Source organism: Pseudomonas sp. GW821-FHT04D07 (assembly GCF_059420225.1).
This window is the reverse complement of sequence record NZ_JBWKTH010000024.1, coordinates 1-24,724: the sequence shown is the minus strand read 5'-3', so window position 1 is coordinate 24,724 and position 24,724 is coordinate 1. Positions and strand designations below refer to the sequence as shown.

The following is a 24,724-nucleotide window of genomic DNA, read 5'->3' as shown; positions in this document are numbered from 1 at the left end:
CAGTCATGCTCCGGAGAACAATTATGAAACAGCATGCCCCCCTTCTTTCTGCCCTGGCCCTGCTCAGCCTCGTCTCGGGCCAGGCCCTGGCCGCGGTGTCCGCCGAACAGGCCGCGACCCTGAAAACCACCCTGACGCCGATGGGCGCCGAGAAAGCCGGCAACAAGGATGGCAGCATCCCAGCCTGGACCGGCGGCCTTACCCAGGACGTGCCCGGGCCGAAGTTCGGCGATGTGCCGGCCGACCCGTTCCCCGGTGAAAAACCACTGTTTCAGATCACCGCGAAGAATGCCGCGCAATACGCCGACAAACTCAACGAAGGCACCCGCGCCCTGCTGGAGCAGTACCCGGACACCTTCCACCTGGAGGTCTACCCGAGCCACCGCAGCGCCGCCGCGCCACAGTGGACCTATGACAACACCCAGAAGAACGCCACACAGTGCCAACTGACTCAGAACGGCCTGTCGGTGCAGGGCTGCTACGGTGGCGTACCGTTCCCGATTCCGGCCAACGGTAACGAGCTGATCTGGAACTTCCTGCTGCGCACTGAAGCCGAGTCCATCGAACACGGCTACCGCAACATGATCGGTAACTCCGATGGCTCGCGGACCCTGGCCAGTCGGGGCGTGGAGAACTGGCAATACCCGTACTACTACAAGGATGGCGACACGCAGAAGTGGTCCGGCCAGTATGTACTGCTGCGTTTTCTCACCAACGAACCACCGTTCAAGGCTGGTGAGTCCCTCGTCACCCACGACAGCATCGATGCCGCCAACCCCCGTGAAGCCTGGCAGTACCTGGTGGGCCAGCGCCGCGTGCGCCGCGCGCCGACCGTGGGTTACGACACACCCGACTTCGTCGCTTCCGGCGCCAACTACTTCGACGAGGTCCATGGTTTTATCGGCCATCCGGACCGCTACCAATGGAAGCTGATCGGCAAGAAGGAAATGTACATCCCGTACAACCTCAACAAGTTCCACGCCGAGAAGCCGGATGACGTATTCACCGAGAAAACCCTCAACTCCAGCAAGATGCGCTGGGAGCTGCACCGGGTCTGGGAAGTCGAAGCCAGCGTCGCCCCCGGCAAGCGCCATGCCGTACCGAAACGGCGCTTCTACATCGACGAAGACAGCTGGACCATCGCCCTGGCCGACGGCTACGACGCCCAGGACAAGCTGTGGCGCGTAACCCAGGCGCTGCCGTTCGTGGTGCCGTCGATCCCGGCCGTGGTGGTCAAGCCAGTGGTCATCTACAACCTGCAGGCCAAGACCTACAGCGTGGTTCAGGGCCTCAACGGCGAGACCTACAAAGTCGTGCCGCGCAAGCCGGAGAACTTCTTCAGCGGCAACGCCGTGGCCTCGGGCTCGGCACGCTGACTCTGTGACGCAGCACATGGGGCCGGCACCTGGCGGGCCCCATTCCCGGATTGTCGAGGTAGAGATGTCCATGCACCTATTCAAACGCACTGTCCCCCACCTCCCCTGCACTGCGCTGGCCCTGCTGTTGGGCCTGGCACCGCTGGCCCAGGCCGAATCCGCCAGCGAGGCCGAGCTCTTTCAACGTCGGGCGCTGCACAGCGAGCTGGCTCCGCGCTCACTGATGCTCAGCGTGGCCCGAGCCGGTCAATCATTGGTGGCAGTGGGAGAGCGCGGTTTTATCCTGCGCTCCGCAGACAACGGCCAGTCCTGGCAACAGATGCCCTCGCCGGTGAGCGTGACCCTGACCCAGGTGACCTTTCCCTCCGCCGATCAAGGCTGGGCGGTAGGGCATGCCGGGGTGATCCTGCACAGTGCCGATGGTGGCCTGAGCTGGACCTTGCAACTGGACGGTAACCAGGCCGCCCGACTGGCGCTGGATGCGGCCAACCAGGCACTGGCCGAAACTCCGGGCGATGAGGCGCAACAACGCATCGACGACGCGCAACGGCTGCTGGAAGACGGTCCGGACAAACCTTTCCTGGCCGTGCACTTCTTCAACCCACAGCACGGCCTCGTCGTTGGCGCCTACGGCCTGGCCTTCGAAACCCTGGATGGCGGCCAGCACTGGCAGTCCATCAGTGCGCGCCTGGACAACCCGTCGGCGCTGCACCTATACGGCATCCTGGACCTGCAAGGCACGCTGTTTATCGCTGCCGAACAAGGCCTGCTGCTGCGTTCCACCGACCAGGGCGGGCATTTTCGTCGTATCGAGATCCCGGCCAATGGCACTTTGTTCGGCCTGCTCGCCAGCCACCAGAACCATCTGTTGGCTTTCGGCCTGCGCGGCAAGATCTACCGTTCCGAAGATCAAGGCAACAGCTGGAGCAACATCGCCAACAACCAACCCGTGACGCTCACCGCTGGCCTGGCCAGCGCCGACGGCAGCCTGTTGCTGGTGGACGAAACCGGGCGGGTGCTGCGCAGCCAGGATGACGGCCGCAGCTTCAGCGCCACCGCCCAAGGGCAGAACACCGCCCTCAATGGCCTGGTCCAGACCGCCGGCGGTGGCTTGGTGGCCGCCGGTGCCCATGGGCTTATCGCCTTTTCCCTCAGAGACAGCCAGCGGAGCAGCGCCCGTGAACAGTAAAGTGATCGACCCTCACAGCAACACGGCGCCTGAACCGCTGCTGTTCGACAAACGCTCCGGCGGCTTGATGGAGCGCCTGCTGTTCAACCATCGCGCCCTGGTCGTGGCCTTGTGTCTGCTGATCAGCGCGGTGCTGGGGTATCAGGCCACCCACCTCAAGCTCAGCGCCGCCTTCGAAAAGATGATCCCGGTGGGTCATCCCTATATCGAAAACTACTTCAAATACCGTGGCCAATTGGGCGAAGGCGGCAACACCCTGCGTATCGCCCTCGAAGCCAAACAGGGCACCATCTATGATGCCGAGTACCTGGACACCCTCAAGCGCATCAACGACGAGTTGTTCCTCGTCGACGGTGTCGACCGGCCCTACATGAAATCCCTGTGGACCCCGGCCACCCGCTGGATCGGCGTGACCGAAGAAGGCTTCGACGGCGGGCCGGTGATCCCCGACGACTATAACGGCTCGGCGGCGAGCATCGATCAGGTCCGCCAGAACGTCGAACGCTCCGGAGAGTTGGGCCGCTTGGTGGCCTCGAACCTGCACTCCAGTGTGATCCTGCTGCCGCTGCAGGACACCAGCAGCCAAGGCAGCGCCCCGCTGGATTACCACGCCCTGTCGCAACGCCTGGAACAACTGCGCCATCACTACGAAAGCGACCGTTACTCCATCGCCATCACCGGTTTCGCCAAGGTGGTCGGCGACTTGATGGACGGCCTATTGCTGATGCAGGTGTTCTTCGCCGGCACCCTGCTGATCTGTGCCCTGGTGTTGCTGTGGTACACACGCTGCCTGCGCAGTACCCTGCTGGTGCTGTCCTGTTCGCTGATCGCCGTGCTATGGCTGCTGGGCCTGTTGCCGACCCTGGGTTATCAGCTGGACCCCTACTCGATCCTGGTGCCGTTCCTGGTGTTTGCCATTGGCCTGAGCCATGGCGCGCAGAAGATGAACGGCATCATGCAGGACATCGGCCGTGGTGCCGACAAGCTGGTGGCCGCACGCTTCACCTTCCGTCGGCTGTTCCTCACCGGGCTGATGGCGCTGATGGCCGACGCCGTGGGGTTTGCGGTGCTGATGATCATCAATATCCCGGTGATCCAGGACCTGGCGATCACCGCCACCCTGGGGGTGATGGTGCTGGTTTTGACCAACCTGGTGCTGCTGCCGATCCTGCTGTCCTTCACCGGCGTCAGCCGCCGCGCCGCCGAACGCGAAGCCCGGGCCGAACGCCTGGCCCTGAGCGACCTCCAGCACCGGCGCCATCCGTTGTGGGCGTTTCTCGACCGCTTCACCGAGTTGAAATGGGCCCGACGGGCGATTGCCGTGGCGGCGCTGCTGGGAATCGCCGGCTTTGCCGTCAGCCTGCACGTCAAGGTCGGCGACTTGAACCCCGGCGCCCCGGAACTGCGTGCGGATTCGCGCTACAACCGCGACAACGCGTTCATGGTCGGTAACTATGCGGCCAGCAGCGACAAGTACGTGGTCATGGTCAAGACCCCGCCTTTCTACTGCGCCAACTACAACACCCTGGTCACCGTGGATGCCCTGGAAGCGCGCCTGCAACAATTGCCTGGCGTGGTCTCCACCAGCTCCCTGGCAGCCTTGAGCAAACAGGCGGCGGCCGGCATGAACGAAGGCAACCTGCGCTGGTATGAAATCCCCCGCAACCAGGGCTTGCTCAACGCCATCATCACCCGCGCGCCACGGGAGTTGTTCAACCAGAACTGCGACCTGCTGACGGTCAACGTGTTCCTCTCCGATCACAAGGCCGACACCCTGACCCGCGTCGCCAACACCGTCGAAACCTTCGCCGCGAGCCACAACACGGCTGAGCTGCAATTCATGTCCGCCGCCGGCAATGCCGGGATCGAGGCCGCCACCAACATCGTGGTCAAGCGCGCCAATATACAAATGCTGCTGGTGGTGTACCTGGCGGTGATCGTGCTGTGCCTGATCACCTTCCGCTCCTGGCGCGCCGTGATCTGCACCGTGCTGCCGCTGATGCTCACCTCGATACTCTGCGAAGCGCTGATGGTCGGCCTGGATATCGGCCTGAAGGTCGCCACGCTACCAGTGATCGCCCTGGGGGTCGGTATCGGCGTGGATTACTCGTTGTACATTCTGAGCATTACCCTGGCCAACCTGCGGCAAGGCGCAAGCCTGTCCAACGCCTACTACACCGCCCTGCTCTCCACCGGCAAAGTGGTCGTGCTGACCGGCGTGACCCTGGGCGTGGCGGTCGCCACCTGGGTGTTGTCGCCGATCAAATTCCAGGCCGACATGGGCATCCTGCTAGCCTTCATGTTTATCTGGAACATGCTCGGAGCCTTGATCCTCACCCCAGCTCTCGCGCGGTTATTGCTCAAACCTGCAGAAGCCAACCTCAGGGTACCCTCAACCACTCGTTAATCCCGGGCATGCAGCGCTCTGAGCAAGCGCTGCAACATCGACGCCTACACGGACAGCGCGCACGCCCCACCATCAGCCTGTGCGTCATACCGGAAAAATGGCTCATGAAAGTCACAAGACATCTCCCCCTGCTACTCGTATATTTCTCCCAGGGCTCGCTCACCTCTCTCACATGCATGCCTTTATTTTTGAACGATGACGGTCATAAGCTCCGAACGGCTTCAGGAAGCACGACAGCATGACAACAAAGAGCCAACTTCTGCAGGGTGCCAACGGAAATCTGGAAGTTTTCCTGGATAGACCGGAGCAGGTCAGGGCCAGTGCCTTGGTCCTGCATCCCCACTCTCTGTTGGGTGGAAACGCGAATCACAAGGTGCCGTTCACTATCATGCGCGCATTGGTCAGCGCAGGCGTTTGCGTGTATCGCCCTAATTTTCGTGGCGTGGGCAATTCGGCGGGGACCTTCGACGCTGGTGAGCTGGAAACACAAGATACGCTCTGCCTGATCAAGCACATTCGTGAAGCCGAAGGGCCTCTCCCGCTGGTATTGATAGGCTTCTCGTTTGGCGCTTATGTCGCGGCAAAAGCAGCCTTGGCAATGGGCCCCGCTGACGAGCCTTGCGATAACCTGGTGTTATGCGGCCTGCCCTATGGCGAGGTAAAGGAGCGCCGCAACTACGACACACCCACTATTTCTGGCGCTTACCTCATCCATGGCGAACAGGATGAGGATGCACCGCTGTATAACACGCTGCGCTGGGCGGCATTGAGCAAGACACCGGTCATGGTCATACCGGACGCGGATCATTTTTTCAGTGGAAAACTGGGTGTGTTCGGCGCATTGATACGCGACCGGGTGATCGCCAGATTGGCAAGCGTAGGCTAAGTGTCACACCAGTGCGGCCCTCAAAAAGCCATGCCTGCCTGCCACTCGACGCCAAGAGCCTCAAGCCAATACCGGACAAGCAAGAAAGCGATGAGGTAACTGCCACGCCGCAACCCACCCCTGCAAAACGCTCCTTACCCAACACTAACTAGAGCACCGATGTACTCGCCGCACAGCTAGAGAGTGAGCAATATTTCAGTTTTTAATAGTTGAATCCCTCACCAAAAGACATGATCCAAGCGCATCGATGGCGGCCCGGATCAACTCCATACTCTTCACCGATCTGTCGTGCTCTGAAGTACACTGCAAAGCCTCAAGCAGCACTCTGTCGGATACTACTGCTCACCTCGAACAGTCCCACCAACTTTTGCAGTTTATTGGCATCGAGCCTTACCGTTTCCGCACTGGTCTGCAGCACGATCACTGTCGCGCGCATCTCTGCGGACGACTGGTCGACCTGTTTGATCGTTTTGCCATAGTCGAGGCTGCGTTCATTGAGCTGTTGAATGATGCTGAACATGCTTTCCACTGCCTGATGCAGTTGCACATTTTCCGAGGATGCTTCTTCGGCCAGGCGCAGGCTGTTATCAACATCCTTGACTCCGTTTTCCATAAAACCCACAGCTTTTTGCGTTTCGCTTTGCAGGCCTTCGACCATCTGCCGGATGTCGTCGGCGGCGCGGGATGTACGCGAGGCCAAGGTTCGGACTTCATCGGCTACCACCGCAAAACCCCGACCATGTTCGCCGGCGCGGGCGGCTTCTATGGCGGCGTTCAGCGCCAGCAGGTTGGTCTGATTGGTGATGTCGCTGATCAGGCCGGTGATATTGCCGATTTGTGCCATCCGGCTGTCAAGCAACTGCACGCTCGAAGAAGAGCGCTCCACGACATCGCGAATTGACTGAGTCCCCACCTGTACCGCGAGAAATTGCTCGCGGGCTTGGCTCACCACTTCGTCCATCGCTTGCTTCATTTGTTCGGCACTGACCGAAGCTTGTTGGATCTCGCCCAGTTGCTCTTCGACAATAATCATCATCCGATGCACCGCATCCGCGACTTCGCCGGAGGTGAGGCTGGCTTCCTGGCTGCGGCCGAGCATCAGCTGGTTGGTCTTGCCAACGCTGTGGCTGGCCTTGATCACCTGCCCGACGACTGCATCCAGATGGTCGATAAAACTGTTGATCCAACGGCCCATATCTCCAGTCTCGTCGTTGGCCATCCGCGTGGTATCAAGGCGCTGACGCAGATTACCCTCGCCTTCAGCGATGGTCCTGATCACACCGGTCATTTCGTTTAGGCGCGCAGCCAACCGCTTCGGGCCAAAAGTGCTGAACAAGACCGCAGCCGCCAGCATGCTCAAAGTCTCGCAAGCATCGATCAGGCTCTGCTCCAGACCGCTGTAGTGCTGGACCAGGAAATTGCAGGCGAACAAGCCAACCATGGTTGCCAGGTAAGGTTTCATCAACCCGTAACTCAGCGAGCGCCGTCGATAGACCTCCTCCAGATCGGCCTCGCACATCATGCCCCAGCGGTCAGGCGAACCGGGTAGTTGGAAAGTAACGCCCTTGCCGACCACCGGAATGTGTCGATAGTCCGAGTAACCGGGATAGGTGACGAACAGATTGGAGCCGCTGCGAATGGTTTCCCGCACGCCAGGGTGCAGTTGCTGGGTCGCCGGGTCGGTGAAGCGCAGTTCCAGTTCAGTGTGGCGCTGCACCTGCACGGTCTTCCAGGGAGTCCGTACACCAGTTTTGAGGTTCTCGCCGTGGGTAAACGTACCGTCCTCGAAGCGTGAACGTGACAGGGCAATACCCGGCTGAATCGTTGGATCGAAGCGCGACTGGACCATGAACAGATAGTTATCCCCCGACTCGGCAAAAATATGCCCGGCCTCACGCTGGATCAGGTCACCCAAGACATCATTCGGCACGCGGCCGCAGAGACAGCCAAGGACTTTGCCGTCAATCTTCAGGGGCTGGTAGAACATCAGCGTGACCTCATCGTGAAAGCGCGATGATGAGGGACCAATCTGCAAGGTCAGAGGATCGTTGTAGGGGCCGTGGAGAAACGGTGCTTTCAAACCTTCGGTCAGTGCTTTGGGATTGCAGGGGCTGCTTTTGCCATGGCCACTCCAGGTCGAGGCGATGACTGCGCCACCTGTATCGACGACAAAGAGTTCGGAAAAGTCCTCGGCCTGGCCGAGCTTGTCCAGCAGCGGATGATTGTCGAGATGGGAGAAGTCATGGCTAAGGGTCGCGACCAGTTCGGCCAGGTGTTCCCACTGCTCCCGAGTCCAGTTGTGCAGCAATTTGACCCGGGTTTCGGCAATAGCCTCGAATGTCTGCTCAATCACCGGGTAGGCAGACCGATTGAGTCGGCAGGACCAGCTCATTGCCAGTTTCCCGGTCTTGCCAAACCAGGGTAACCAGTGCTTTTCGGCGGAGGATAACTGCATGGAATTGCTTGATAGCGACATTCACTTCCCCAAGTACGACATACGAATGCCGAAACTGCAGGCAAATACCACGCCAATTCGAAAGCTTGCTATCCATCGCCGAGGCTTAATAACTCAGGGTTGGATTGAGCTGCACTCTCCGAAGCTGAAGGTTATCGGCGCTCGCTGGCAGCACAGAGCGGCAGACGGTTATTGAACGAGCTATCCGATTGGAACATTTGTGTTTCAAATAAGTGCACGATGCAATACGTGCTCACTAACAGGGCCGCATACGACTACCCGATGCATCTGATAGCGCGACTAGTTATCAATTACCTGTTGTAGGTGAATCGCCAACTCCGTTGCAAACCGCCGCTCCGGTGTCTCGACATCAATGCCGAATAGCTCCTGAATCCTTGCCAGCCGATAACGCAGCGTCGTCACATGCACCCCCATCGCATCCGCGCACGCCTGGCTGCGGCAGCTCTCGCGCAGATAGGCGGTCAGGGTCTCCATGTAGGGCGTGTGGTGCTTGCGGTCATGGGCCAGCATGGCGCCGACGCTGTCATTGACAAAAGTGCGAATATCTTCCCCACCCACCGCAGCGACAAACATCGGAATAGGGCCAAAATCCTGATTAGAGATCGGCCCGCTGCGACCGAATGAACGGGCAATCTCGATCAACCGCCGACAGCGTTCCCAGGCAGCGGGATAATCCACCAACAACCGGCAAACCCCGCTGGCCAGCAGAATCGGCTCAACCCCAAGGTAATGCGCCAGGTCCTCGGCGATCTGCCGTTTGACCTTGGCCAACCGGCCCTTTTCTCCTTCCGCCGGCACCAGGCACACCAGTCCGTTGTCGACGATGATCACCGCCCCCTGCATCCCCGCCCGCTGCAGTATCCGGGAGACGTTGTGGTGCAGGTTCTTCACTTCCCGGGCCTTGCCGCCGTAGTCGACAATGATCATCTGCTGCGCGGTGTCGAAGCTGATGCCCAGGCGCTGCGCCCGCTGCTGGACATCATCGGCGTCGCGCCATCGGCTTTCGAGGACTTCGAACAGCAGTTCGGTCTGAGTCCGGGTTTCGAAGCGAAAGCGGATAAAGCTGCGCATCATCTGCACGCTTAGGGCGAACTTGGCGCTTTCGAGCATCATCAGGTCCAGCTCGTTGAGCGGCTGTGCCACCGGAAACAGCACCAGCGCCCCCACCAATTCGTGATCGACCATAAGCGGCTCAATCTGCGCCCGCAGGGTGAACTGTCGCTGGCCGTCGTCGAGAAATAAATTGACCGTGCTCCGGAGGGCACTGCGCAGGCTTTCATGGGCGGCCTTGGAGATTTGCGCACTCAGCACCCCGGCGGCCGCAGTCTGCCAGGCGCTGTCATCGAACAGCGCGGTGTCCGGTGAACGCCCGGCCACTACCTGGTTGGCGGTGAAGTCCACGGCAATCACCGGATTGGGCAATTGGTTGCCGACCATCAGCGACAGCGACGTCACCGAACCGCCGCCCAGCACGTGTTCCAGCAGCGTGGTGTGCACGTGCAACGCCTGCTGCATGCGTTCGGCGGCGCGGCGTTCGGCTTCGAGTTGGCGCTGACGCTCCACGGCAATGGCGCCGAGGTGGATGATCATGCCGAGAAACACCCGGTCTTCCTCCGACACGTCCATGAGCGTGCGGGAGATCACGCTGAGCACCATGGGCCGGCCGTCGAAGTCGGTGCAGTTCATCGGCATCACCATCACCGTGCGGTAATCCCGTTCCAGGGATTCGCTGCGATAACCGGGGTACTCGCATTCGCGCACGTCGCGGATGAATACCGGCTCATTGCGTTGCAGAGCGGTCATCACCGGGCTGGACGACAGCTCCCAGCAATCCACCAGCGGCCGCTGCACCAGGGTCGGGTCATGGCGGGCGATGACGTGACCAAAACCGGCGTCCATATCGATCGCCATGATCGAGCTCATGGTCCAGTGGGTGTGGCGACAACTTGCGTAGACCAGTTGGTGCAGCATCGATTGCAGATCGCCGCCAGAGTTGATCTGACTGGCCACATCGCGCAACGACAGTATCTGCATTTCTCGATTCAAGGCGCTCACCTGAACGTGGAGGTCACGGCAGCAAACTAGCGTGCCAGGCCGACCTGATACTTGCTCCGGTTACGAGCAATGTCCAGCTCATTTGTACGCCTGAACCATGGAAGACGCTGTTTCCCTTTGCTCCTAGCCTAAGGCCACAACCCATCGCTACAAAGGCAACGAGTCATCATGAATCTAGAGAATCTGGGCGTCAGGAAGTACTGCACCTTTATCGAGGAAACCTTTATCGAGGGCGGCAAGGACGCCGGCAAACCAATCACCCTGATCGTCGTCGCCGCCGTGCTGAAAAACCCTTGGGCCGGCCAGGGCTTCGTCGAAAACCTGCGTCCGGAGATCCTGCGCCTCGCGCCGGGCCTGGGCTACGAAATGACACGCCGCCTGATCGCGCTGATGCCCGGCGACCAGGTCGAAGCCTTCGGCAAGGCCGCCGCTGTCGGGGTCAACGGTGAAATCGAGCACGCCTCGGGCCTGATCCACACCCTGCGCTTCGGCAACCTGTTCCGCGAAGCCGTGGACGGCACCGCCTACCTGAGCTTCACCAACACCCGCAATGCACCCGGGGCCCTGCTCTCCCTGCCGATGGTGCACAAAAGCGAAACCGGCAAGCGCTCGCACTTCCTCACCGCCAATTTCCAGATCGCCGATGCCCCGGGGCCGGACGAAGTGCTGATCGCTATCGGCGCCGCCGACGGCTCGCGCCCTCACCCGCGCATCGCCGACCGCTATCAGGACATGGCGGAAATGGAAGCCGAGCGAACTAAGGACTGATCACTGCTTTGAACCGCAGCAAAACTTTTGCTGCGGTTGCTCCCGATCGATGCAAGCCCAAGCGTTTTGTTCCCCGTAGGCTTGCTTTAAACCACAAAAGAAACACGCCTTGAACACAGGAGTACTCCGATGCCGAGCACCATGGTCAGTGCCAACGTAGCAGCCGTCGATCCGGGCGCCTTGCGTCAGGCTTTCGGCACCTTCGTGACCGGAGTGACGGTCATCACCACCCATGATGCCGACGGCAATCCACGGGGCATGACGGCCAACTCGTTCACCTCGGTGTCCCTCGACCCGCCGCTACTGTTGGTGTGCGTCGGCAAATCCGCCGCCAGCTACACCTCGTTCGCCAGCACCGAGCACTTCGCCGTCAACCTGCTGCACGAAGGCCAGGTCGATGTCTCCGGGACATTTGCCTCCAAGTCGCCGGACAAATTCCATACCGTCAATCACGACAAGGTCCACACCGGCGCACCGATCCTCACAGACAGCCTGACCTGGTTCGACTGCACCGTGGACCAGCGCATCGATGCCGGCGACCACCTGGTGCTGATCGGCCAGGTCCGCGCCTTCGGCACCAGCCCCAAGCTGCCGCTGTGTTTCTGCCGCGGTCGCTACGCCAACATCCAGGACGCGCTGCCGGCCAGTTGGCTGGCCTCGCACAAGATGATCATCGGTTACCTGATCGAAGCCGGCGACGCGATTCTGTTCCGCGCCGATGGCAAGGGTGGCTGGACCCTGCCCGTGGCCGGCAAGCGCAAGGGCTTTATCGATGCGGGCCAGACCGCGCTGTCGATCGAGCTGGAATCGACCTTCCTGTACTCGGTGTTCGACGTCGATGACACCGATCCCGGTTTCCTGATCTACCGCGCGCAACTCGACAACCTCGACCCCGACCTCGAGTTGCCCGACACCCTGCGTTTCTTCCCACTGGACGACTTGCCCATCGAACAGATGCCGGTCAACGAACTGCGCTCGGTGGTGCGCCGCTATGCCCGTGAACGCAAGAACCAGCAGTTCGGCATCTACACCGGCTCCGCCGACAGCGGCCGGGTGGAGATGATCGAGAACGCCATGCCGCCGCAACCCGCGCTGGCCCACGAATCCCTTTGATCCATACGCACAGGACGCCTGCATGAAAACCACGGTCAGTGCCCTTGAGGGCAATCGCCTCAACCTGTTTATCGACGGCCGCTTCGTCGCCCCCGACAGCGCCACTTACTTCGACAGCTTCGACCCCACTACCGGCCAATCCTGGTACCAATTTGCCCAGGCCGATGCCGCCGACGTAGCCCGTGCCGTCGCTTCGGCCCACAAGACTTTCAACGACCCGCAATGGCGCAACATGACGCCCACTGCACGCGGCAAATTGCTCTATCGCCTGGCGCAACTGGTGGCCGAACACGCCGAAGAACTGGCCCTACTGGAAACCCGCGACAACGGCAAGCTGCTGCGCGAGATGCGCGCCCAGATGAGCGCCCTGCCCGACGCCTACATCTACTTCGCGGGCATGGCCGACAAGCTGCAAGGCGACGTAATCCCGGTCAACAAGCTCAACCAGCTCAACTACAGCAGCCGTGAACCCCTCGGCGTGGTCGGCATGATCACCCCATGGAACTCGCCGCTGATGCTGCTCACCGGGACCCTTGCGCCCTGCCTGGCCATCGGCAACACCGTGGTGATCAAACCGTCGGAGCACGCCAGCGCCTCTACCCTGGCCCTGGCCGAATTGATCATCGAGGCCGGCTTCCCAGCCGGTGTGGTCAACGTCGTCACCGGCAATGGCGCGGTCACCGGCGATGCCCTGACCCGTCATCCGGACATCGCCAAATACGTGTTCACCGGCAGCACCGAAACCGGTCGGCGGATCGCTGGCAACGCCGCCAACAACCTGGTTCCGTGCCAGATGGAATTGGGCGGCAAGTCACCGCATGTGGTGTTTGCCGATGTGGATATCGACAAGGCCGTGAATGGCGTGGTCTCCGGCATCTTCGCCGCCGCCGGGCAAAGCTGCGTCGCCGGTTCGCGCTGCTTCGTCGAAGCGCCGATCTACGACAGGTTCGTCGAAGCCCTCGTCGCACGCACACAACGCATCACCGTTGGCCATCCGATGGAAGAACACACCGACATCGGCCCATTGGCGCTGCAAGCCCAACTGCAAAAACTCGAAGGCTACATCGCCAGCGGCGCCAAACAGGGCGCGCAGATCTCCATCGGCGGCAAGCGCCCCAACGCCGCTAACCTGTCCGAAGGCTGGTACTTCGAACCAACCGTAATGGCCAACGCCACCAATGACATGCCCTTCATGCGCGACGAATTGTTCGGCCCGGTGGTCGGCGTGATGCCCTTCACCTCGGAAGAACAAATGCTCAGCCTGGCCAACGACACGCACTACGGCCTGGCCTCGGGCATCTGGACCCAGAACATCGACCGTGCCATGCGTTTTGCCAGCCGGATCGACGCCGGCACGGTGTGGATCAACACCTACCGCAGTTCGGCCTACATGTCCGCCAATGGCGGCTTCAAGCACAGCGGTTATGGCCGTCGCGGCGGCTTCGATGTGATGCGCGAGTTTTCCCGGGCCAAGAACGTGGTCATCGACTACTCCGGCGAGATGCAAGACCCCTTCGTCATTCGCCTGCGTTGATCAAGTCATTAAGGAGCATCTTATGAAATTTGCCGTATCCCTGAGCATGGAACGCTTTTCCCCTGACGTGCCCATGCAGACCGTCATGGCCAACCTGCTGGAACTGGCGAAGATCGCCGATGAAGGCGGCTTCGAAACCCTGTGGACCTCGGAGCATCACACCCTCGAATGCACCATCGCGCCCAACCCGTTCCAGACCCTGGTCTGGCTCGGCCAGCACACCGAGCGCATTCGCCTGGGCACCGCGACGCTGGCCGCTGCTTATTGGCACCCGATCCGCCTGGCGGGCGAAGCGGCTTTGTGCGATCACCTGACCAACGGACGCCTTGAGTTCGGTATTGCCCGGGGTTCCTACCAGTATGAATTCGACCGCATGACCCCCGGCCTGCAACAGCAGGAAGGCGTGGGTTACATGAAAGAACTGGTGCCGGCGGTGCAAAAGCTTTGGTCCGGGGATTACGCCCATGACGGCCACTACTGGAAATTCCCGCTGACGGCAGCGGTGCCCAAACCCCTGCAACAGGATCACCCACGCATCTGGGTCGCGGCACGGGATCCAGGTACCTTCGACTGGGCGGTGAGCATCGGCGCGAACATCCTCTCCACCCCTCTCTCGTTACCGGCCGCGGAAATCGCCGTACTCGGAGAGAAATTCAACAAGGCCGTGGCCGATCACCCCGAAGTGCCGCAACCACGTTTCATGATGCAGCGCCGCACCTGCGTCTACGCCAACGCCAGCGATTGGGAGCGTCCGGTCAAGCACAGCATGGACTTTGGCCGCGCCTTCGAAAACCTGATGCAGAACATCGGCACCGTGCACAACGGCTTCCCCGAGCCGGTGCCATTTGAAAGCGTCAAAGGCAAGGACAACTACAACCCGGAAAACATTCGGCGCAACCTGATGTTCGGCACCCCGGAAGAAATCATCGAGAAACTGCTCGATTACGAAGCCGCCGGCGTCGACCAGTATTGCCTGGGCCTGACTTTCAACCTGCCGTTCGAATTGCAGAAACAGACCCTGCGCCTGTTTATCGATGAAGTGATGCCGGTGTTCGCCGAACGCGAACGCGCCAAACGTTGCGAACAGGTTGCGGGGTAAGCGCCATGAGCGACGCACAACGTTTCAGCGTGGCCAACGTGACGCTCAACTATCGCATCGATGGCCGGGGGCCGCGCGCGCTGGTGTGCATCCATGGCGTCGGTTCAAGCCTTGAGGCTTGGACCGAAGTGGTGAAAGGTTTGAAAGACCAGTTCACCGTATTGACCTTCGACCTGCGCGGTCATGGCCAGTCGTCGCACACCCAGGGCCGTTATGAAATCGATCATCTGGTGGGCGAAGCCCTGGCCCTGGCCGACCATGTCGGTTTCGACCGCTTCGACTTGGCCGGTTTCTCGTTGGGCGGGTTGATTGCCCAGCGCATGGCCCTGACCCACCCGGCCCGCATCCGCCGCCTGGTGTTGCTGTCGACCGTCGCCGGACGTAACGCTCAAGAGCGTGAGCGGGTGCAGGAGCGTTTGACGGCGTTGCAGGCCGGCGCACCGGTCGCCCACTACGAAGCGTCGTTGTCGCGCTGGCTGACCGAAGACTTTCAGGCGCGTCATCCCGACGTCGTCAGCCGTTTGCGCGAGCAAAACGCCGCCAACGATCCGGGCTGTTACGCAGCGGCTTATCGGGTACTGGCGGAGTCGGACTTCGGTGAACAGCTCGCGCAGATCCGCTGCCCGACGCTGATCGCCACGGGCGCCGAGGACTCGGGATCCAACCCGCGAATGGCCGACCTGATGCACGAACGCATTCAGGGTTCACAGCTGAAGATACTGCCGGGATTGCGGCACTGCATCCTGATCGAAGCGCCACTGCAGGTGGCAGCACTCATGCGCGATTTTCTGACTGATTCGGAGACACACCATGGATAAATCATTACAGGCCCAAGGCGAAACCGTTCGCCGCCAAGTTCTGGGCAACGCTTATGTCGATCAGGCCCTGGGCAAGGCCGATGATTTTTCCCGCCCCTTCCAGGACGTGCTCAACGAGTATTGCTGGGGCATGGTCTGGACCGACGACGCCCTCGATCTCAAGCAACGCAGTTTGCTGAACCTGGGCATGCTCGCGGCGCTGGGGCGGATGGACGAGTTCGGCACCCACTTCTGCGGGGCAATACGCAACGGCCTCAGTGACGACGAACTGCGTGCCGCCCTTACACAGATCGCGGTGTACTGCGGCGTCCCGGCGGGTGTCGAAGCCTTCCGCATCGCCCGCAAAGCACGGGAAAGCATGAGCCAGGACGAACGGCCATGATTTGGCAACCGACTGGCGTCTCGGCGTTGCACTCGCCACGCCGCTCATGCTGTAAGTGCCATTGAACAACAAGAAGTTTTTGAGACTGCACCCTTGCGTGACTGAATGACCTTTAACTGCCAGTAGCCCAAAAATTTCTATACATGAAGTTTTCCGCAGATTGAAAAATAACAATTGGAGGCAATTGGTGAGCGAACGACTGAAGATTGAGAACCTCTACAAGGTCTTTTCCTCGGCGCCAGAGAGGGCCATGCAGCTCTTAACGGCCGGGGCCAGCAAAGACCGGATCCTGGCCGAGACGGCGACAGTGGTCGGCCTCAATAACGTATCGCTGTCCATTCCCAGTGGCGCGATCTACATGATCATGGGCCTGTCCGGCTCGGGCAAATCAACCCTGGCGCGGTGCATCAATCGCTTGAACGAACCGACGGCGGGCAAGATCCTGCTCGACGGCCAGGACCTGGTGACCCTCAACGAAAGCCAGTTACGCGAAGTGCGCCGAACGCGCATCTCCATGGTGTTCCAGCACTTCGCCCTGCTGCCGAACAAAACCGTGATCGAGAACACTGAATTCGGCCTCAAGCTGCGGGGCGTGCCGCTGGCCCAGCGCCGCAAGCGCGCCGAAGAAGTGCTGGCAGTCGTGGGCCTGGCCAAGTGGGCCGATCACCATCCCCACGAACTGTCCGGCGGCATGCGCCAGCGGGTCGGCCTGGCCCGTGCCCTGACCACCGACGCTGACGTGTTGATCATGGACGAAGCCTTCAGCGCCCTCGATCCGCTGATCCGCACCGAGATGCAGGACGAGTTGCTGCGCCTGCAACGCACCCTGAAGAAAACCATTCTGTTCATCACCCATGACTTCCAGGAAGCCCTGAAGCTGGGTACGCGCATCGCGATCATGGCCGACGGCCAAGTGGTGCGCGAGGGCACGCCCCAGGAAATCGTTATGGATCCGGGCAGCGATTATGTCGCGGCGTTCACTCGGGATGTGGACCGTTCACGGTTGTTCGATGCCCTGTCGATCATGCAAACCGCCGGCACCTTGCTGGTCCAGGGCGACACCCGGGTGGTCGGCAATGACAGCGCCGGTGCGTTCGTCCTCAACGTTAGCGGCAAAGCGGTCGGCGTGCTCGATTCCGCCGCATTGCTGGCCGTCGGTGGCGGCGCCGATGCGCTGCAACGCCTGTCGCCGCAGTTTGTCAGCGTGCCGGGCAACGCCAAATTGGTGGAAGTGGCGCGCCTACTCAAGCCGGGCCTGCTGGTGGCCGTGGTCGACGGCGAGGGGCTGTTTATCGGCACCCTGAGCAGCGCCCACATTCTCGATTGCATTGCCAGCGTCGCGTCCCATCGCCCGAGCGCTGCGGAGGTTGCACATCATGCTTAGTTCAGAAGACATCGCGGTTTTCCCCGTGGACCAATGGATCAGCCAGGGCGTCGAGTGGCTGGGCATTCATTTGCGGCCGATGTTCCTGGCGATTCGCTGGCCGGTGGAGCACTTGCTGGCGTTGAGCGACTCGCTGATCCACGCCATTCCCTTCCCGATCATGGTGCTGCTCATGTTCCTCGTGGCCTACCGTGCCGCGAGCCTGGGGGTGGCGCTGTTCAGTGCTGCGGCGCTGGTGGCGATTGCCGTGCTGGGTGTCTGGGACGAGGCCATGACCACCTTGTCGCTGATCACCACGGCGATTGTGATCTGCATGGTCGTCGGGATTCCCATGGGCATCTGGTGCGCCCGCAGCGAACGGGTCTGGCAGGCGATGCGGCCGATCCTCGACATCATGCAGACCACACCGACCTTCGTGTACCTGGTGCCGGTGGTGATGCTGTTCGGCGTCGGCACGGTGTCGGGTGAAGTGGCGGTGGTGATTTCCGCCTGCCCACCGCTGATTCGCTTCACCTACCTGGGCATCCGCATGGTGGACACCGAACTGGTGGAAGCCGGCCACGCCTTTGGTGCGGACCGCCGACAAATGCTCTGGGAAATCCAGCTGCCCCTGGCGATCCCGACCATCCTCGGCGGCCTCAATCAGACCGTGCTCACGGCCATGGTGATGTCGGTGGTGGTGGCGATGATCGGCGCCGAAGGTCTAGGCCTGGTGGTGTTGCAGGGCCTCGGGCGCATGGACGTTGGCCGCGCCGCCGTGGGCGGGATCGCCATTGTGTTGCTGGCGATGATGCTCGACCGGATCACCCAGAAACTCGCGCAACCGTCCGTGCGTAAACGCAAGTCGCTGTTCAAGCGCCTACTCAATCCCCGACCGGTAAACGCATAACAACAAAGAAATCCTAAATGCCCGTTGTTGACTGCCAACCCTTAACCATAACGAGAAAAAAAGAGGAAATTATGATGCGTCCATTCAAAGCCTTGCTTGGATTTGCAGCAACGTTGTCCCTGGTTGGTCTGGCCTGCACGCAAGTGATGGCCGACGACCTGCCCGGCAAAGGCAAGACCATTCGCTTTGTGCAGTCGGAAAGCACCGGCGGTAACTACGTCATCACCAAAATCGCCATCGAAGCCAGCAAGCGCCTGGGTTATGCGACCAAGTTGAGCACGGTCAACACCACGCTGTTTTTCCCAGCGGCGGCCCAGGGCGACTTGGACCTGTCGATGGACGTGACCCTGCCCCAGCTGCAACCCAGCTTTGACAAGGTCAAGGATCGCACCGAAGTAGTGGGCGGCGGTTCTATCACCGGCGCCGGCTACAACGGCTACATGATCGACAAGAAAACCGCCGACGCTTACCACATCACCAGTCTGGATCAGCTCAAGGACCCGAAGATCGCGGGGCTGTTCGGCAAGAACGGCAAGGCTGACCTAATTAGCTGCGACCCAGGTTGGGGCTGCGGCGATGTGGTCGACTATCAACTCGACAAGTTCGGCCTCAAGGCCACCGTCAACCCTGTGCGCGGCAAATATGAGGCGCTGATGTTCGAAAACGTCGCGCGCCTGAAACGCGGCGAGCCGGTGTTTTTCTATGCCTGGGCACCGTCATGGATGACCAACACCATGGTGCCGGGCAAGGACGTGGTCTGGCTGCCGACACCGTTCGATGCCCTGCCGGGCAATGTGCCGAGCAGCGTTTCGGCGTTGACCCCAGGGGTGACCGGTTGCGCCGGCGGTGCAGATCCTTGCCGCATGGCCATGGCCGCGTGGAACTGGTACGCCATCGGCAACAAGCAATTTGTCGCGGCCAACCCGGCCATCAAGGCGCTGGTGGAGCAGATGACGTTTCCCCAGGCCACCTGGAGCTATTGGGAAAAAACCATCAGCCAGGACGGCTCCAGCGAACGTAACATCCGCAAGCTGGCGGATGACTGGATGAGTGAAAACAAGGCAACGATGGATGGCTGGGTGGCCACGGCCAAAGCCGCTCAGTAACGCCGCAGACTTTGCGCTGAGCGGGTTTGCCCGCTCACCGCAAAAACCGCTGTTTGACGGCCTGTAATCAGAAAAAACCCGCTGCCGTCCCCCCGCCAAAACTCCAGTTACCGTTCCCGCCCTGCCCTAGCATGAGTCCTACCCAGACAAGTTGGAGTGAACGCAATGAGCTACAGACACCCGCTGCTGTTCAAGGCCCTGTGCTACGTCGACGGGCATTGGGTCCACAGTGACAGCGGTCGCAGCATCGCCGTGCACAACCCGGCAAACCATGAATTGATTGGCCATGTGCCGTTGCTCGATCAACCGCAGATTGTCGCGGCAGTCGATGCGGCGCACCGGGCCTTTGCAGGCTGGCGCGAACTGAGCCTGGAAGCCCGCGCCACGATTCTGCGACGCTGGGCCGCGTTGATCCTTGAGCACCAGGAAGATCTCGCGCGCATTGTCAGCCAAGAACAAGGCAAACCCCTGGCCGAGTCCCGTGGTGAAATCGCCTATGCCGCGAGCTTCATCCCCTGGTTCGCCGAAGAAGCGCGACGCCTCTACGGCCAGAATATTCCCAGCCATATTCCCGGTGCGCACCTGGGCACCGTCAAGGAACCCGTCGGCGTCTGTGCACTGCTCACACCGTGGAACTTTCCCTCGGCAATGATCACCCGCAAAGCCGCTGCCGCCCTCGCCGCCGGTTGCACCGTGGTGATCAAGCCGGCCCATGAAACGCCGTATTCGGCGCTGGCCCTGGCGCAACTGGCGGAAGAAGCCGGGTTCCCGGCGGGCGTGTTCAACGTGGTGCTGGGCGAACCGCAGATGGCCATGCAAACCTTGGTTCAGGACAGCCGCGTGCGCTCGGTCAGCTTCACCGGCTCGACCCGGGTCGGCAAGTTGGTACTGCAAGCAGCTGCCCAGGACGTGAAGAAGGTCGCGCTGGAATTGGGCGGCAATGCGCCGTTCATTGTCTGCGCCGATGCCGACTTGGAACTGGCGGTGAAGGTCGCGGTGGAAGCCAAATTCCAGACTTCCGGCCAGGATTGCTGCGCGGCCAACCGGATCATGGTCGAGCGCTCGATTTACCCGGCGTTCCTCAGTCGTTTCGCCGCCGCCGTGCGTGAGCTGCGGGTCGGCCCGGCGCTGATCGGCGAGCAGGAACAACAGGTCGATATCGGCCCGCTGATGCACCAGGCCGCTTTTGACGTGACCGCCGAACGTGTGGCCGATGCACTCAAGCTGGGCGCGCAACGCCTGGTGGGCGGCGAGGCTCACGCCTTGGGTGGCTTGTTTTACCAGCCGACCGTGCTGGCGGATGTCACGCCGCCAATGCGCATCTACCGTGAAGAAAATTTCGCGCCGATTGCAGGGGTGATGCCGTTCGACACACTGGAGCAAGCCATCGAAATGGCCAACGACACCGAATACGGTCTGGCGGCCTACATTTGTTCCAACCGCCTGGACCTGATCTCCCCCCTGATTCGCCGCCTCGACCACGCCATGATCGCGGTCAACGGCGTCAAGTTCACCGGCCACCCGATCCCGTTCGGTGGCATGAAAGCCTCGGGGCTGGGCCGCGAAGGCGGCACCGAGGGCTTCGAAGCCTTTGTCGAAACCAAATACTTTTGCCTGCACCATCAAGGCCAGTTCTAAGGAGACTTATCATGACCCAAGAATTCGACACGCTGTTTGAGCAAGACCGCGCACACTTCATGCACCCTTCGACCCACGCCCATGACCACGCCAGCGGCGCGCTCAAGGGACGCATCATCCAGAGCGCCTCGGGCATCCGCATCCGTGATCATGAAGGCCGCGAATTCATCGACGCCTTTGCCGGTCTGTACTGCGTGAACATCGGCTACGGCCGCACCGAAGTGGCCGACGCGATCTACAGGCAAGCCAAGGAACTGGCCTACTACCACACCTATGTCGGTCACTCGACCGAGGCGATCATCGAGCTGTCGAGTCGAATCATGGACTGGGCGCCCGAGGGCATGAAAAAGGTCTATTACGGCCTGTCCGGTTCCGACGCCAACGAAACCCAGATCAAACTGGTGCGCTACTACAACAACGTGTTGGGTCGTCCGCAGAAAAAGAAAATCATCTCCCGCGATCGGGGTTACCACGGCTCGGGCATCATGACCGGCAGCCTCACCGGATTGCCGACGTTTCATCAGCATTTCGACCTGCCGGAGCAAGGCGTCAAACACACTATTTGCCCACATTGGTACCGCAAAGCCCCCGCCGGTATGGACGAGGCCGCCTTTGTCCGTTATTGCGCCGACGAGCTGGAGAAAATGATTCTCGCCGAAGGCCCCGATACCGTCGCCGCGTTCATTGGCGAACCGGTCATGGGCACCGGCGGCATCGTGGTTCCTCCTGCCGGTTACTGGGCGGCGATTCAGGCGGTATTGAATAAATACGATGTGTTGCTGATCGCCGACGAAGTGGTCTGCGCGTTCGGCCGCTTGGGTTCGAAAATGGGCAGTCAGCGTTACAGCATGCGTCCGGACCTGATCACCACGGCCAAAGGCCTGACCAGCGCCTACGCGCCGTTGTCGGCGGTGATCGTCGGCGAGAAAGTCTGGGACGTCATCGAAAAGGCATCCGAATCCCAAGGCGCCATGGGTCATGGCTGGACCTATTCCGGGCATCCGCTTTGCGCGGCGGCGGCCCTGGCCAACCTGGATATCCTCGAACGAGAAAACCTCACGGCCAACGCCGATAAAGTCGGCAGCTACCTCAATCGCCGCTTGCGTGAAACCCTCGAAGGGCATCCTCTGGTGGGCGAAGTGCGTGGCGACGGCATGCTGGCAGCGGTCGAGTTCATGGCGGATCGTGAGCAGCGCACGCCGTTCGATGCCGCGCTGAAGGTTGGCCCGAAAGTCTCGGCGGCATGTCTCGAACTCGGCATGATCGCCCGGGCGATGCCCCATGGCGACATTCTCGGCTTCGCCCCGCCGTTGATCCTGACCGAGGCAGAGGCCGACCTGATCGTCGACATCACCAAACGTGCGGTCGATCAAGTAGCCAGTGAAGTGCTGGTCTGAGTCTCCCAAGGCGCTGAGCGTTTTAAAGAAACGGCGAAACCCCGGATAGCCGGGATTTCGCCGTTTGAAGCAGCCGTTGCGAGAACGTTGCAGTCGGCCTGACACTCACCCCTGCGCTTTCGGAGTTCGTTCACGATGCACAAGTTAGACCGCTATGACCTGAACATCCTGCGGATCCTCTCCGAGGACGGGCGTATCACCAAGTCGAATCTGGCAGAGGCCATCAACCTGTCGGTGACACCGACCTGGGAGCGAGTGCGCAAGCTGGAAAGCGCGGGCCTGGTGAAGGGTTACCGCGCCTTGATCGACTGGAACCAGGTATTCAAAAGACAACGGTTGCTGGTGGAAATTACCTTGGCCCGGCACACGGCATCCGACATGCGCCGGTTCGAACAGCGCATGAGCGCTGCGGACGAAGTGGAGTTCTGCTACGCCACTGGAGGCGGTGTGGATTACATTGCAATGATCCAGGCGCCGGACATTGATCAGTACCAGCGTTTTATTGATCAGTTACTACTGGAAGACCTGGGAATCGAGCGCTATTTCACCTATATCGTCACCAAGACCATCAAAACCGGCGGGGCGCTGCCGCTCCAGGCGTTGAAAGTGTTATCTCTCGCAGACTAATGCTAGGCGACAGGTCAACCCTACCGCCTCCGCAACTTATTAAAGCGCTTGGCTTCATGCAAGTTACTGTGATCTGGTTTCTGAGCCTGGTCGCCAATAGAATTAACCGGCTCCTATGCACGTGGAGATGAAGCAAATCACAAGAGCAAATCCCACTTTAAATCACCTAAACTATTCTTGACTTCTATTTCGCACACTATGTTTTTGGTTATCATCATCGACTTGGTCTATACCTATTAAATCGGCAACCGCAGCCCCAGTCTCGACCCGAGACAGCCAGTCCAGCGTTGCTTGCTTGATCAACCAGTGCGGGGTTCGGCCGATAGAAGTAGCTGCTACTTTTAGCCGTTCAATATCCTTAATTTTTAGTTTTACTCCTAGGCTCTGTACAAAAAATGATGCCGTAAACACCGCATGGCACAGGCTAGGGAGAGCATTGCCGCGTAGCTTTTTGCGAGCTTGTCGAAGCGTGTCACGATTCGACGGCTTTCCTTCAGCCATCCAAACATACGCTCGATGATGTTGCGCTGACGGTACTTGGGTCTATCAAACAATCTCGGCAAACCCGGTTTGGGCTTGCGCTTCATGATGCGCAACGGAATCACAGACTGCATCCGATAACGATCACAGTATCGACGTAATGCCTCGGCGTCGTACCCCTTATCGGCAAGCAACCAACGACAGCGCGTGCGGGGGCGACCGCGCCGGCCAGGAATACTGGCGCCGTCGAGCAATGGTTCAGCATAGGTAATGTCGCTCGCGTGTCCGCCTGATAGTAGGAAATGCAACGGCACGCCATTGGCGTCGCTCAGCATGTGGATCTTGGTCGTCAGTCCCCCACGGCTGCGGCCAAGCGCATGCTCATCAGGCTCATCAAGCCCCCTTTTTTTCCCGCACCGGACGAGGCTCGGGTTGCGCGTACTGCAGTCGAATCGATCATCCACGTTTGCAAATCGATCAGGCCCTGTTCATTCAGCCTGAGATGTAATCGCTTGAGCATTTTGTCGAACGCTCCTCGGTTGCGCCAATCTCGAAACCGCTGATAAACCGTTGACCAAGGGCCCAAACATTCAGGCATATCTCGCCAGGGCGCCCCGGAGCGGAGGATCCAGAGGATACCGTCGAGCATTAGCCGATCATCAACACGAGGCCGACCTCTGTGGCGCCCCTCAGTGAAAAGATCCGCGACCAGATCCCAGGCTTCATCAGAGATTTCATAACGCTTTGCCATCACAGGATTCCTTTCCTTGAATAGCCGCCAACTCTACAAAATCTCAATGCCATAGGGGGCGTGGGGCGGTTTCCTCGAATTTCGTACAGAACCTAATCTTTTGGTGGGACCCCGCCTCCGTTACATTGAGCGGACGCCCAAGTTGTAACGGTAACAATCGACCCATAGCTGCCTGTTGCATCAGGCAGAAAACGGCCAGAAGCAGCCTCTGACCTTTGGCCCGCTTCGAATCGATTGTTTTCAAATGGCCAGCGGGGCGGGTAGAGTGTCGCCCCCCGGAATTGGATCCTGGGATTTCTGCCATGGAGTTGTTCAGTGAAGTACCTCAGTAAAGTTGTAGCCGGTGGTG

At 60.4% G+C, this 24,724-nt stretch carries 21 protein-coding genes; 17 read left to right on the top strand and 4 right to left on the bottom strand.

Annotated features, from left to right (window positions below):
- Positions 1-23: 23 nt before the first annotated feature.
- The 4 genes from AC07T0_RS23560 (at position 24) to AC07T0_RS23545 (ending at position 5,858) form a co-directional block, all read left to right on the top strand.
- Positions 24-1,376, top strand: coding sequence for a DUF1329 domain-containing protein (locus AC07T0_RS23560; protein WP_495003445.1), 1,353 nt, complete (start codon positions 24-26; stop codon positions 1,374-1,376).
- A gap of 70 nt (positions 1,377-1,446) precedes the next feature.
- On the top strand, positions 1,447-2,565 hold the full coding sequence (locus AC07T0_RS23555) for a WD40/YVTN/BNR-like repeat-containing protein (protein WP_495003444.1): 1,119 nt from the start codon (positions 1,447-1,449) through the stop codon (positions 2,563-2,565).
- Between the two features lie 67 nt (positions 2,566-2,632).
- Positions 2,633-4,972 (top strand): efflux RND transporter permease subunit, encoded by a 2,340-nt coding sequence (locus tag AC07T0_RS23550; RefSeq protein WP_495003506.1) that lies wholly within the window; start codon positions 2,633-2,635, stop codon positions 4,970-4,972.
- A gap of 238 nt (positions 4,973-5,210) precedes the next feature.
- Positions 5,211-5,858, top strand: coding sequence for an alpha/beta hydrolase (locus AC07T0_RS23545; protein WP_495003443.1), 648 nt, complete (start codon positions 5,211-5,213; stop codon positions 5,856-5,858).
- Positions 5,859-6,171: 313 nt separating this feature from the next.
- Here the strand turns inward: AC07T0_RS23545 and AC07T0_RS23540 are convergent, their stop codons facing one another.
- Positions 6,172-6,819 carry a methyl-accepting chemotaxis protein gene (locus tag AC07T0_RS23540; protein WP_495003505.1) on the bottom strand — a complete coding sequence of 216 codons (648 nt, stop codon included), beginning with the start codon at positions 6,817-6,819 and terminating at the stop codon, positions 6,172-6,174.
- A gap of 1,492 nt (positions 6,820-8,311) precedes the next feature.
- On the opposite strand from AC07T0_RS23540, the gene AC07T0_RS23535 reads away from it, so the two are divergent.
- Positions 8,312-8,509 carry a hypothetical protein gene (locus tag AC07T0_RS23535; RefSeq protein WP_495003442.1) on the top strand — a complete coding sequence of 66 codons (198 nt, stop codon included), beginning with the start codon at positions 8,312-8,314 and terminating at the stop codon, positions 8,507-8,509.
- A 104-nt stretch (positions 8,510-8,613) separates the two neighbouring features.
- Here AC07T0_RS23535 and AC07T0_RS23530 read toward each other — a convergent pair whose 3' ends face one another.
- The gene (locus AC07T0_RS23530) at positions 8,614-10,389 is read right to left on the bottom strand and encodes a helix-turn-helix domain-containing protein (RefSeq protein ID WP_495003441.1); all 1,776 of its coding nucleotides are present in this window, start codon (positions 10,387-10,389) and stop codon (positions 8,614-8,616) included.
- Between the two features lie 168 nt (positions 10,390-10,557).
- On the opposite strand from AC07T0_RS23530, the gene AC07T0_RS23525 reads away from it, so the two are divergent.
- The 12 genes from AC07T0_RS23525 (at position 10,558) to AC07T0_RS23470 (ending at position 23,144) form a co-directional block, all read left to right on the top strand.
- Positions 10,558-11,157: an amino acid synthesis family protein gene (locus tag AC07T0_RS23525; RefSeq protein ID WP_495003440.1), complete on the top strand. Its 600-nt coding sequence runs from the start codon at positions 10,558-10,560 to the stop codon at positions 11,155-11,157.
- A 129-nt stretch (positions 11,158-11,286) separates the two neighbouring features.
- Complete coding sequence (locus AC07T0_RS23520) at positions 11,287-12,270, top strand: flavin reductase (protein ID WP_495003439.1); 984 nt, start codon at positions 11,287-11,289, stop codon at positions 12,268-12,270.
- Positions 12,271-12,292: 22 nt separating this feature from the next.
- Positions 12,293-13,804, top strand: a complete 1,512-nt coding sequence (locus AC07T0_RS23515) for an aldehyde dehydrogenase (RefSeq protein ID WP_495003438.1) — start codon at positions 12,293-12,295, stop codon at positions 13,802-13,804.
- Between the two features lie 22 nt (positions 13,805-13,826).
- Positions 13,827-14,903, top strand: coding sequence for an LLM class flavin-dependent oxidoreductase (locus tag AC07T0_RS23510; RefSeq protein WP_495003437.1), 1,077 nt, complete (start codon positions 13,827-13,829; stop codon positions 14,901-14,903).
- A gap of 5 nt (positions 14,904-14,908) precedes the next feature.
- On the top strand, positions 14,909-15,721 hold the full coding sequence (locus AC07T0_RS23505; RefSeq protein WP_495003436.1) for an alpha/beta fold hydrolase: 813 nt from the start codon (positions 14,909-14,911) through the stop codon (positions 15,719-15,721).
- A complete protein-coding gene (locus AC07T0_RS23500; protein ID WP_495003435.1) occupies positions 15,714-16,103 on the top strand; it encodes a carboxymuconolactone decarboxylase family protein in 390 nt (129 codons plus the stop codon). The genes AC07T0_RS23505 and AC07T0_RS23500 overlap by 8 nt, the downstream gene beginning before the upstream one ends.
- 250 nt (positions 16,104-16,353) lie before the next feature.
- On the top strand, positions 16,354-17,487 hold the full coding sequence (locus AC07T0_RS23495) for a quaternary amine ABC transporter ATP-binding protein (RefSeq protein WP_495003434.1): 1,134 nt from the start codon (positions 16,354-16,356) through the stop codon (positions 17,485-17,487).
- A complete protein-coding gene (locus AC07T0_RS23490; RefSeq protein WP_495003433.1) occupies positions 17,480-18,376 on the top strand; it encodes an ABC transporter permease in 897 nt (298 codons plus the stop codon). The genes AC07T0_RS23495 and AC07T0_RS23490 overlap by 8 nt, the downstream gene beginning before the upstream one ends.
- 71 nt (positions 18,377-18,447) lie before the next feature.
- On the top strand, positions 18,448-19,482 hold the full coding sequence (gene proX / locus AC07T0_RS23485) for a glycine betaine/L-proline ABC transporter substrate-binding protein ProX (RefSeq protein WP_495003432.1): 1,035 nt from the start codon (positions 18,448-18,450) through the stop codon (positions 19,480-19,482).
- A gap of 165 nt (positions 19,483-19,647) precedes the next feature.
- A complete protein-coding gene (locus AC07T0_RS23480; protein WP_495003431.1) occupies positions 19,648-21,120 on the top strand; it encodes an NAD-dependent succinate-semialdehyde dehydrogenase in 1,473 nt (490 codons plus the stop codon).
- Between the two features lie 11 nt (positions 21,121-21,131).
- Positions 21,132-22,517: an aspartate aminotransferase family protein gene (locus AC07T0_RS23475; RefSeq protein WP_495003430.1), complete on the top strand. Its 1,386-nt coding sequence runs from the start codon at positions 21,132-21,134 to the stop codon at positions 22,515-22,517.
- Between the two features lie 135 nt (positions 22,518-22,652).
- Entirely contained in the window at positions 22,653-23,144 is a 492-nt protein-coding gene (locus AC07T0_RS23470) for an Lrp/AsnC family transcriptional regulator (protein ID WP_495003429.1), read from the top strand.
- Positions 23,145-23,315: 171 nt separating this feature from the next.
- Here the strand turns inward: AC07T0_RS23470 and AC07T0_RS23465 are convergent, their stop codons facing one another.
- Together AC07T0_RS23465 and AC07T0_RS23460 are read right to left on the bottom strand one after the other, a co-directional pair.
- Positions 23,316-23,555, bottom strand: a complete 240-nt coding sequence (locus AC07T0_RS23465; protein ID WP_495003428.1) for a transcriptional regulator — start codon at positions 23,553-23,555, stop codon at positions 23,316-23,318.
- A protein-coding gene (locus AC07T0_RS23460; RefSeq protein ID WP_495003427.1) for an IS5 family transposase occupies positions 23,522-24,375 on the bottom strand; the annotation gives its coding sequence in 2 pieces (ribosomal slippage) (positions 23,522-24,031 and positions 24,034-24,375; 852 coding nt in all). The genes AC07T0_RS23465 and AC07T0_RS23460 overlap by 34 nt, the downstream gene beginning before the upstream one ends.
- Positions 24,376-24,724: the final 349 nt, after the last annotated feature.